This window comes from Microbacterium sp. ISL-103 (assembly GCF_018613995.1).
Taxonomy (GTDB): Bacteria; Actinomycetota; Actinomycetes; order Actinomycetales; family Microbacteriaceae; genus Microbacterium.
Genome location: NZ_JAGGPD010000060.1, coordinates 1 through 10391, shown reverse-complemented (window position 1 = coordinate 10391; position 10391 = coordinate 1). Strand labels below are relative to the sequence as shown.

At 68.6% G+C, this 10391-nt stretch carries 10 protein-coding genes and 2 pseudogenes; 9 read left to right on the top strand and 3 right to left on the bottom strand.

The genetic code is table 11. The annotated features are described in order from the left end of the window. Window positions 1–187, top strand: a pseudogene (locus J7E68_RS02890) (phosphoglyceromutase); the annotation flags it as partial. 63 nt (window positions 188–250) lie between these two features. Here J7E68_RS02890 and phoU read toward each other — a convergent pair. Next, on the bottom strand, window positions 251–949 hold the full coding sequence (phoU, locus tag J7E68_RS02885) for a phosphate signaling complex protein PhoU (RefSeq protein ID WP_215169688.1): 699 nt from the start codon (window positions 947–949) through the stop codon (window positions 251–253). Between the two features lie 221 nt (window positions 950–1170). Between phoU and J7E68_RS02880 the strand changes: the two genes are divergently transcribed. Continuing rightward, on the top strand, window positions 1171–2388 hold the full coding sequence (locus tag J7E68_RS02880) for a cell wall metabolism sensor histidine kinase WalK (protein WP_215169685.1): 1218 nt from the start codon (window positions 1171–1173) through the stop codon (window positions 2386–2388). Next, window positions 2385–3068, top strand: coding sequence for a response regulator transcription factor (locus J7E68_RS02875; RefSeq protein WP_215169683.1), 684 nt, complete (start codon window positions 2385–2387; stop codon window positions 3066–3068). The genes J7E68_RS02880 and J7E68_RS02875 overlap by 4 nt, the downstream gene beginning before the upstream one ends. A gap of 80 nt (window positions 3069–3148) precedes the next feature. On the opposite strand, the gene J7E68_RS02870 is transcribed toward J7E68_RS02875, so the two are convergent. Further along, a complete protein-coding gene (locus J7E68_RS02870) occupies window positions 3149–3688 on the bottom strand; it encodes a DNA modification methylase (RefSeq protein WP_215169682.1) in 540 nt (179 codons plus the stop codon). A 136-nt stretch (window positions 3689–3824) separates the two neighbouring features. Between J7E68_RS02870 and J7E68_RS02865 the strand changes: the two genes are divergently transcribed. The 6 genes and pseudogenes from J7E68_RS02865 to J7E68_RS02840 all read left to right on the top strand — a co-directional run bounded on the left by J7E68_RS02865 (window position 3825) and on the right by J7E68_RS02840 (window position 9404). Next, window positions 3825–4307 (top strand): CarD family transcriptional regulator, encoded by a 483-nt coding sequence (locus tag J7E68_RS02865; protein WP_194763720.1) that lies wholly within the window; start codon window positions 3825–3827, stop codon window positions 4305–4307. A gap of 73 nt (window positions 4308–4380) precedes the next feature. Further along, window positions 4381–5592, top strand: a pseudogene (gene ispD, locus J7E68_RS02860) (2-C-methyl-D-erythritol 4-phosphate cytidylyltransferase). Between the two features lie 90 nt (window positions 5593–5682). Further along, window positions 5683–6273 (top strand): short chain dehydrogenase, encoded by a 591-nt coding sequence (locus tag J7E68_RS02855; RefSeq protein WP_215169681.1) that lies wholly within the window; start codon window positions 5683–5685, stop codon window positions 6271–6273. A gap of 74 nt (window positions 6274–6347) precedes the next feature. Further along, entirely contained in the window at window positions 6348–7751 is a 1404-nt protein-coding gene (gene cysS / locus J7E68_RS02850) for a cysteine--tRNA ligase (RefSeq protein ID WP_215169680.1), read from the top strand. Beyond that, window positions 7744–8751, top strand: a complete 1008-nt coding sequence (gene rlmB / locus J7E68_RS02845; RefSeq protein ID WP_215169679.1) for a 23S rRNA (guanosine(2251)-2'-O)-methyltransferase RlmB — start codon at window positions 7744–7746, stop codon at window positions 8749–8751. Before cysS ends, rlmB begins: the two co-directional genes overlap by 8 nt. Window positions 8752–8762: 11 nt before the next feature. After that, window positions 8763–9404 carry an NAD(P)H-binding protein gene (locus J7E68_RS02840; protein WP_215169678.1) on the top strand — a complete coding sequence of 214 codons (642 nt, stop codon included), beginning with the start codon at window positions 8763–8765 and terminating at the stop codon, window positions 9402–9404. A gap of 2 nt (window positions 9405–9406) precedes the next feature. Here J7E68_RS02840 and J7E68_RS02835 read toward each other — a convergent pair. Next, window positions 9407–10391, bottom strand: a 985-nt coding sequence (locus J7E68_RS02835) for a DUF4032 domain-containing protein (RefSeq protein ID WP_215169677.1), incomplete at its 5' end; no start/stop codon positions are given.

Sequence of the window (10391 nt, the reverse complement as noted above, 5' to 3'; positions counted from 1 at the left end):
GCGCGGACTCGTGAAGCACCTCGAGGGCATCAGCGACGACGACATCGCCGAGCTGAACATCCCCACCGGCATCCCGCTGGTCTACGAGCTCGACGAGAACAACGTTCCCACCGGGCCCGGCCGCTACCTCGACCCCGAGGCTGCTGCCGCCGGTGCTGCGGCGGTCGCAGCCCAGGGCAAGAAGTAACAGAAGACGACGAAGGGGGCGGATGCTGTCAGCATCCGCCCCCTTCGTGCATCTCGTGGTGCCTCAGGCGTGACCGAGCTCCCGCTGCGACTCGACGGCGAGGGCGATGTCCTCTTCTTCGATGCGCCAGTCGCCGGTCGCCAGGTAGATGACCTTCTTCGCGACGGCGACCGCGTGGTCGGCGAAGCGCTCGTGGTAGCGGCTGGCGAGAGTGGCGTCGACGGTCGCTGTGGCCTCGCCCTTCCAGTTGTCGCTGAGCACCTTCTCGAAGACACTGGCGTGCAGCTCGTCGATGTCGTCGTCCGTGTTGCGGATGGTGTCCGCCAGCTTCAGATCCTGGGTGCGCAGCAGCTCGGAGAGCGTGCGGGAGATCTCGACGTCCAGCTCGCCCATCTTCGTGAAGGTGCCCTTCAGGCCCTTCGGGATCGCGCGCTCGGGGAAGCGCAGGCGCGCGAGCTGGGCGATGTGCTCGGACATGTCGCCCATGCGCTCGAGCGAGGCGCTGACGCGGAGCGCAGTGACGACGACGCGCAGGTCGCGCGCGACCGGCTGCTGACGGGCGAGGATCTCGATGGCCTGCTCGTCGAGGGCCACGGCCAGCGCGTCGATCTTGGCGTCGTCGGCGATGACCTCTTCGGCCAGTTCGACATCGCTGGTGGCGAAGGAACGGGTGGCTTTGTCGATGGAGACCGTGACGAGGTCGGCGATCTCCACGAGCTGGGACTGCAGGTCCTCGAGGGACTGGTGGAAGACTTCGCGCATGTGGGCGCAACCTTTCATTCGGGTCTCGGCTGTGGTGCCAACGCGAGACGGCTGGGTCGTCCGCGCGAGAGGCGAGCTCCGCGCTCCCGCACAGGCCCGAAAGCGATTGTCTGCTTCGAAGGTTAACGAACGGTGCCCAGTACGTGAATAGTACTTCTCGCCTTCCTGCCAGCTCCGGCGAACCCGCCGATCCGCGGGTGAACGCACTCTACGCTGGGGTTATGACCTTGCCGCAGATCGCGCTGCTCGCGTTGGCCGCCGGCCTCGTGATCGGCGTCGGCCTCTCACTTCTGGTGGCCTGGGCATACCGTGCGAGGGCGCGTATCGCCGACGAGACATCGCTCGTCGTGCCCGACGGCGTCACCGCGGTGCTGGGCAGCATGGACGACGCGGCCTGCGTCGTGGACTCGTCGGGACTCGTGCTCGCCGTGTCGAAGGCGGCGACCCGCTTCGGCATCGACATCGGCGCACCGCTGGAGAACCCCGAGCTGCGCCAGCTCGTGCGGGGCGGGCGCGCCGACGGAAGCTCCGCCACGGAATCGCTGCGCCTCACGCGCGGCGGCCTCAGTCTCGACCCGCGTCTGGTGTCGGCCCGCGCGAGCGTCATCAGCCCTCGCATGACCCTGCTCATCATCAGAGACGTCACCGAGCAGGAGCGCCTCGACCAGATGCGCCGTGACTTCGTCGCCAACACGAGTCATGAGCTCAAGACGCCGGTCGGCGCGGTGACGCTGCTCGCCGAGGCGATCGAGTCGGCTGCCGACGACCCCGCGCAGGTGCGCCACTTCGCCACCCGGATCTCCGCCGAGGCCTCCCGCCTCGGCCAGCTCACCGGTCGCATCATGAGCCTGTCGCGATTGCAGGCCGAAGACGCGCTGTCGGATGTGCGACCGGTCGCGATCGACGAGGTGCTCGCCACGGCACTCGAGGCGCACGTCGTGCAGGCCGACTCCGCAGGAGTGGAGATCGCCCGCGGTGGAGATCGCGGCGTGTGGGTGCGCGGCGACTCGCAGATCCTCATCGAGGCTTTCGGCAACCTCATCGCGAACGCGATCGCGTACTCGCCCAAGGGATCTCGGGTCGGCATCGGCGTCAAGGCCGAAGAGGGCGTGGTCGAGATCGCGGTGTCCGACCAGGGCATCGGCATCGCCGAGGGCGACCGCGAGCGGATCTTCGAGCGCTTCTACCGCGCGGATGAGGCGCGCTCGCGCCGAACCGGGGGCACCGGACTCGGCCTCTCGATCGTCAAGCACGCGACCCAGCGACACGGCGGAGAGGTGCGACTCTGGTCGCGCCCCGGCCGCGGATCGACCTTCACCATCAGGCTCCCGAGGATCGATGCTCCCCCGAGCATCGACAGGGAGAAGAAGCGCAAGAAGAAGCGCGAGCGCAAAGAGGCGAAAGCCACCGCTCGCGTCCGAAACGGAGAGAACGCATGACCCGCATCCTTCTCGTCGAAGACGAACCCGACCTGGCCGACCCGCTCGCCTACCTGCTGCGACGCGAGGGCTACGAGGTCGAGATCGCCGAGGACGGCCCCGGCGCGCTCACGGCCTTCCGCGAGCGCGGAGCCGACGTCGTGCTGCTCGATCTCATGCTCCCCGGCATGCCGGGCACCGAGGTCTGCCGGCAGATCCGCTCGACCTCCGCGGTGCCGATCATCATGGTCACGGCCAAGGACTCCGAGGTCGACATCGTGGTGGGCCTCGAGCTCGGTGCGGACGACTACGTCACGAAGCCCTACTCGTCGCGTGAGCTGCTCGCCCGGATGCGGGCGGTGCTGCGCCGTGTCGTGCAGGCCGACGGCGAACTCGACGAGCGGGTGCTCGACGGCGGCCGAGTCTCTCTCGACATCGACCGGCACACCGTCTCGGTCGCGGGGCAGCAGATCAACATGCCCCTGAAGGAGTTCGAACTGCTCGAGGTCCTGATGCGCAACTCGGGGCGGGTCCTCACGCGCGGCCAGCTGATCGACCGGGTGTGGGGCAGCGACTACTTCGGCGACACCAAGACGCTCGACGTGCACATCAAGCGCATCCGCTCGCGCATCGAGGCGAACCCGGGGGAGCCCGTCATGCTCGTCACGGTTCGAGGTCTGGGCTACCGCTTCGAAGGCTGAATCCGTTCGCCGCGCAGGCGGCGACAGAAGAGGCCGGAACCCCGCGGGGTGCCGGCCTCTTTCTCAGCGCGTGGGGAGGGTCACTCCGAAGGTGCCGGAGCCGCGGTGTCGGTCGGCATCGGCGTGGGCTCGGGAGTGCTCTCGGCGGTGTCGGGCACGAGGTCCGAGTAGTACGGCAGCGTGCCGTCGAGCACCGGGATCTGCGTCTTGGTGCCGGCGCCGTCACCGGACTGGAAGTGGATCTCGACGGTCGAGCCGGGCTTGTGATCGAGCCCGACGATGCGCAGGGGGTCTTCGCCCTCGGTGCCGAAGCTGATCGTCTTGCCGGCGGGCACCGTGACGGTGAACGGCTCGTCGACGCCGGAGACGGTCATCGTGAGGGTGGCCTTCTCGGTGGTCGGGTTGACGACCGCGCCGATGAAGTTGCCGACGGAGCCGTCTTCGGTCGCCACCACGAACGCGTTGCGGACGTCGATGGGGCCGTCGGAGTCCGAGACGTTGACGCCGTCGGAGGCCGAGTATTCGATCGTCGTCGACTGGGGCGAGATGAACGTGCAGCCCGTCGCGCCGAGAAGAACGAGGGCGCTGATGGCGGCAGACGCAACAAGGCGCGATTTCACGGGTCCTCCTGAGGTCCGACGGGATATCCGCATCCCATTCTATGCGTATGCGAGGGGCGGCCTGAGGACGTGGGGGCGCGAACCTTAGCGCATGTCCCCTGTGGTATCCTTGAGGTTGCCGAAAGGACACGTTTTTATGCTTTTTGAGGTTGGCGAAACTGTCGTCTATCCGCACCATGGCGCTGCGACCATCATCGAGGTCAAAGAACGCATCATCAAGGGTGAGGCGAAGAAGTATCTGAAGCTCAACGTCACCCAGGGGGATCTCATCATCGAGGTTCCTGCTGAGAACGTCGATCTTGTGGGAGTCCGCGATGTGATCGGACGTGAGGGTCTCGACCATGTGTTCGAGGTGCTGCGCGCTCCGTTCACGGAAGAGCCCACGAACTGGTCGCGTCGTTACAAGGCGAACCTCGAGAAGCTCGCCTCCGGCGATGTCATCAAGGTGAGCGAGGTCGTGCGCGACCTGTGGCGTCGAGACCAGGACCGCGGTCTGTCGGCGGGTGAGAAGCGGATGCTGGCCAAGGCGCGTCAGATCCTCATCTCCGAGCTGGCTCTCGCTGAGAAGACCGACGAAGACAAGGCGAGCGCGATGCTCGACGAGGTCCTCGCGTCCTGAACGGATCGAGACAGGGCGGATGCTTCGGCATCCGCCTTTTTTCGTGGGCGCCGGTAACGTGAACCGGGTGAGCATGCTTCCCGTCCCTGACACCGCGATCATCGTCGTCGCCGCCGGCTCCGGTACGCGACTGGATGCCGGAGCGCCCAAGGCGCTCGTCGGCATCGACACCCACTCGATCCTTCGCCACGCGCTCGACGGCGTGTTCGCCGCGGCCCCCGCCCAGGTGATCGTCGTTGCGCCCGCCGGATTCGAAGGCGATGCCGAGAGCGAGCTGCAGGCGGCCGCGGGCGGTCGCGCCGACCTCGGCCGCGTCGTCACCGGTGGTGACACGCGTCAGAAGTCGGTGGCAGCCGGTCTGGCAGCCCTCTGGGGCGACGTCACGCGGGTGCTCGTGCACGATGCCGCGCGCGCTCTCACGCCGCCGGCGGTGATCGATGCCGTCGTCGCCGCCGTCGCCGACGAGGTCGGGATCATCCCGACGCTGCCCGTCGTCGATACCCTGAAGCGAGTCGACGGCGACCTCATCGCCGGCCCCGTGGACCGCTCGGAGCTCGCAGCCGCGCAGACGCCGCAGGGCTTCCCGCGAGCACTGCTCGAGGCCGCGTACCGCTCGGCGCTCGCCTCGGGCGTGGAGTACACCGACGATGCCGCGCTGTACGCAGCGGCCGGTCATGCGGTGCGTCGGATCCCGGGTGATGCACGCGGCTTCAAGATCACGACCCCCGACGACCTCGAGCGCGCACGCCATCTGCTGGGGGTGATCGAACGCCCGGCTCTCGAAACCACCGCGGTCGACGCGGCGTCGCCGACCGGACCGCGTGTCGGACTCGGCACGGACGTGCATGCGTTCGGCGGAGACGGTGCGCTGTGGCTGGCGGGACTCTAATGGCCGGGGGAGCCGGCGCTCTCCGGACACTCCGACGGCGATGTCGTCGCCCATGCCATCGTGGACGCGCTGCTGGGGGCGGCAGGGCTCGGAGACATCGGCGAGCACTTCGGCACGTCGCATCCCGAGTACGCCGGCGCGCACGCCGAGGTCTTCCTCGCACGCACCCGCGAGCTGCTGGCCGAGGCCGGATTCGCGATCGGCAACGTCTCTGCCCAGTTCCAGGGAAACCGTCCGCGCTTCAGCGGCCGTCGTACGGAGGCCGAGCGGGTGCTGTCGACGGCGCTCGGCGGCGCGCCGGTGTCGGTCACGGCCACCACCACCGACGGACTGGGATTCACGGGCCGAGGCGAGGGGATCGCTGTGACCGCGATCGCCATGATCCACCCGCGCTGAGTCCCGCATCGCGGCGGCGGGGAATTCCCCGCCGGTGCGCGTCGTTGTCGGTCAACGTCGTGCGATGGTCGCACGCAGAAGGAGAGACGCATGAGGATCCTCGTCATCGGAGCCACCGGCCAGGTCGGCAGGACCGCCGTCGCCGCTCTGCAGGGCCATGAGATCGTCTCGGCATCGCGCGGCACCGACCCTTCGGTCGACATCACCGACACCGCGTCGATCGAGCGGCTCTTCGCCTCGATCGGGCAGGTGGATGCCGTCGTGGTCGCCGTCGGAGAGGTGCCCTTCCGTCCGCTCGCCGATCTCGGTCGCGCCGATTACGAGTCGGCGCTCAGCGGCAAGGTGCTGTCGCAGCTCGACGTGGTGCGCATCGGCACGCCGTATGTGCGCGACGGCGGCTCGATCACCCTGACCTCCGGCATCCTCTCGCGAGAGCCCATCGCGGCGGGCGCCGCCGCGTCGCTGGCGAACGGGGCACTCGAGTCCTTCGTGCTCGCTGCGGCGACGGAGCTGCCCCGCGGCATCCGCATCAACGCCGTCAGCCCCTCGGTGCTCGAGGATGCTCCGTCGTACCACTCGTCGTTCCCGGGCTTCGTTCCGGTGTCGTCGCACCGCGTCGGCCAGGCCTTCGCGAAGAGCGTGCTCGGCGTGCAGACGGGGCGCGTGCTCGCCGTCGACTGAGGCGGGAATCGTCCGAGCCGCACGGCCAGGGGTGCACCCAGTCTTCGGAATCGGCGGCCCGGTAAGCTTGTGCGGTGACTCTCCGCCTCTACGACACCCGCGCACAGCAGCTGCGCGACTTCGTGCCTCTCGATCCCGAGAACATCACGATGTACGTCTGCGGACCCACCGTGCAGTCCGGCCCCCACATCGGGCACGTCCGCGCTGCCCTCAGCTTCGATCTGCTGCGCCGATGGCTGACGCATCGCTACGGCCGGGTGACGTTCGTCCGCAACGTCACGGACATCGACGACAAGGTGCTCGCGAACGCGACCGATGTCGAGCCCTGGTGGGCTTTGGCATATCGCATGGAGCAGGAGTTCACCGCCGCGTATGCCGGAATCGGCATCCTCGCGCCGACCTACGAGCCGCGCGCGACGGCATCGGTTCCGCAGATGCAGGAGATCATCGCGACGCTCATCGAGCGCGGCCACGCCTATCCCGCACCCGACGGCTCGGGAGACGTGTACTTCGATGTGCGGTCGTGGGCCGACTACGGATCCCTGACGAACCAGTCGGTCGATGCCATGGAGGCCGCCGAAGACGCCGACCCCCGCGGCAAGCGCAACCCCCAGGACTTCGCACTCTGGAAGGGCGCCAAGCCCGATGAGCAGGCGGATGCCACCTGGCAGTCGCCCTGGGGTGCGGGTCGCCCGGGCTGGCACATCGAGTGCTCGGCGATGTCGAAGCGCTACCTCGGCCCCGAGTTCGACATCCACGGCGGAGGCCTCGACCTGCGCTTCCCCCACCACGAGAACGAGCTCGCACAGTCGACCGCAGCCGGAGACGGCTTCGCACGATACTGGGTGCACAACGGCCTCGTGACCGTCGGCGGACAGAAGATGTCGAAGTCGCTCGGCAACTTCACCCTCGCGCGAGACGTTCTCACCGACCACGACCCGCAGGTCGTGCGATACGCGCTCGCCGCGGCGCACTACCGCTCGAGTCTCGACCTGTCGGAGTCGTCGTGGGCTGAGGCCGAGGCGGCGCTCGGACGGATCCGCACCTTCGTCGAGCGTGCCGAGCGCTTGCTCCCGAAGACGTTCGGCTGGGCGGAGTCCGTGCAGCTGCCCGAGGCTTTCGCCACGGCGATGGATGACGACCTCGGAATCCCGCAGGCGCTCGGGGTCGTGCACGACACCGTGCGAGCGGGGAACGCGGCGCTCGACGCGGACGACGCCGAGAACGCGGCGACGGCGCGGCACGAGGTGCTCGCGATGCTCGACGTGCTCGGGCTCGACCTCGTCGGCGCGGCGTCGGCGGGTGACGCACAGACGTCCGCTCTCGACGCCCTCGTGCGGACGATGATCACCCAGCGTGCGCAGGCGCGCGCTGACAAGGACTGGGCGGCGGCCGATCGCATCCGTGATGCGATCGCCGCCGCAGGAATCACGCTGGAGGATTCTCCGGCCGGAACTCATTGGAGTATCGATGGCTAAGCCACAGCGCCCCGGCGCGAACAAGGGAAACAAGAAGGGCCCCACGAAGGGCACCGGCGGAATGGGGCGCAAGTCGCTCGAGGGTCGCGGACCGACCCCGAAGGCCGAGGACCGAGCCTGGCACCCGGCCGGCAAGCGCAAGGCCGCGGCCGAGCGCTATGCGGCATCGGGTGGAAAGGGCAAGCCGGGGCAGCGTCAGACGTCCGGCGGCAACCCGAACCGCTCGGCGCGCTCGAAGGACAACACCACCGAGGTCGAGGTCGTCACCGGCCGCAACTCGGTGCTCGAGGCCCTGCGCGCGAAGATCCCCGCGTCGGCGTTCTACATCGCGCAGCGCGTCGAGATGGACGACCGCGTCAAGGAGATGCTCTCGATCGCCACCAACCGCGGCATCCCGGTGCTCGAGGTGACTCGTCAGGAGCTCGACCGCATGGCCGGGTTCGACGGCGTGCACCAGGGCGTCGCCGTCAAGGTGCCGCCGTACGAGTACGCGCACCCGCAGGATCTGCTCGAGGCGGTCATCGAGAAGGGCGAGGTCCCGCTGTTCGTCGCTCTCGACGGCATCACCGACCCTCGCAACCTGGGCGCGATCATCCGCTCGACCGGCGCCTTCGGCGGCCACGGCATCATCCTGCCGCAGCGTCGCTCGGCCGGTGTGAACTCCGCCGCGTGGAAGACCAGCGCGGGCGCCGCAGCGCGCGTGCCCGTCGCGCTCGCCACGAACCTCACCACGCAGCTCAAGGAATTCAAGAAGCAGGGCGTCTTCGTGCTCGGCCTCGACGGCGACGGCGATGTGCTGCTGCCCGAGCTGCAGCTGGCCGACCGCCCCGTCGTGATCGTCACGGGCTCCGAGGGCAAGGGCCTCTCGCGCCTCGTCGCCGAGACCTGCGACCAGATCGTCTCGATCCCGATCTCGGCAGTGACCGAGTCGCTCAACGCCGGCATCGCGACATCCGTCGCGCTGTACCAGGTCTCGACCATCCGCAACGCGAAGAAGTAGGAGAGAAGCACATGGCTCGCATCGTCGTCCTCGGCGGAACCGGCTACGCCGGACGCCACATCGTCTCCGAGGCGGTGAGCCGCGGCCATGACGTGATCGCGATCTCGCGCAGCACGCCGGCGGATGCGGTCGACGGCGCCTCGTATGTGCAGGGATCCGCTCTCGAGATCTCCTCGCTCGCCAACGCGTTCGACGGTGCGGATGCCGTGGTCTCGGCACTGTCTCCCCGGGGGGACATGACAGACTCCGTGCTCGAAGCCCTGAGGAACGTCATCACCGAACTCGCCGACACCAGCACGCGTCTGGGAGTCGTCGGGGGTGCGGGCGGAAGCCTCGTGGCGCCGGAGGGGCCGCGGCTCTTCGACCTGGACTTCCCCGAGGAGTACAAGCACGAGGCGCAGGTCGGCATCGACTCGCTCGCCCTGCTCGAGAGCACCGACGAGTCACTGGACTGGTTCTTCATCCACCCGGCCGAGGTCTTCGGACCCTGGGCCGAGGGGGAGCGCACGGGCCATTACCGCGACGGCGGCGACGTGCTCGTGCGGGATGCCGACGGCAAGTCGTTCATCTCGGGGGCCGACTTCGCCGTCGCCGTGATCGACGAGATCGAACGCCCGGTGCATCGCCGCGGCCGTTTCACCGTTGGCTACTGACGTCAGACGAGGTCGCGCCAGTCGACCTCATCGTCGTCCGACACCGGATTCGCGCCCGTGATGACGGGCAGGCTCATCGTCTCGGTCGGCGGGCCCATGATCGTCGCCTCGTCGCGGCGGTGCCGCAGGACCTCGTTGATGTAACTCGTCAGCACCTCGGCGAGCGGAACCGACCTGCCCTGCGCCTGCGACAGGTACCACCGGTGCTCGAGCACCTGATGGAACACCTCGGCGGGCTCGAGCTTCGCGCGCAGCTCATAGGGGATCGCGCGCACCACGGGCTCGAACACGCGGGTGAGCCACTCGTGCGCGTACATCTCCTCGTCCGACCACTGCTTGGTCGAGCGGGCGCGGAACTCGTCGAGGTCGTTCAGCAGACGCCGCGCCTGGTTCTCTTCGACGTCGAGGCCGGTGAGGCGGATGAGGCGGCGCTGGTGGTGCCCGGCATCCACTACCTTCGGCTGGATCTCGACGACGGTGCCGTCGGCCGTCGTCGACATCGACATCTCGTCGATGTCGAAGCCGAGGGCGTTCAGGCGCTCGACGCGCTCGGTGATGCGCCAGGTCTCGGAGACGTCGAAGGATTCCTGCGCCGTCAGCTCGGCCCACAGCGAGCGGTACGACGAGACGATCCCGTCGGCGATGGCGACCGCGTCGACGCCGTGCTCGAGTCGTCCTCCGGCGGCGAGGTCCATGATCTCCCCGGCGATGTTCGTACGGGCGAGATCGAGGTCGTAGGCGCGCTGACCGTCGGTCAGGCCCTCCTCATGCAGCTCGCCGGTCTCGGCATCGACCAGATAGGCGGCGAATGCACCCGCGTCGCGGCGGAAGAGCGTGTTCGAGAGCGAGACGTCTCCCCAGTAGAACCCCACGTTGTGCAGGCGCACGAGCAGCACCGCCAGCGCGTCGACCAGACGGTTCGCGGTGTCGGGTCGCAGCACTCGGGTGAAGAGCGCCCGGTAGGGCATCGAGAATCGCAGGTGCGAA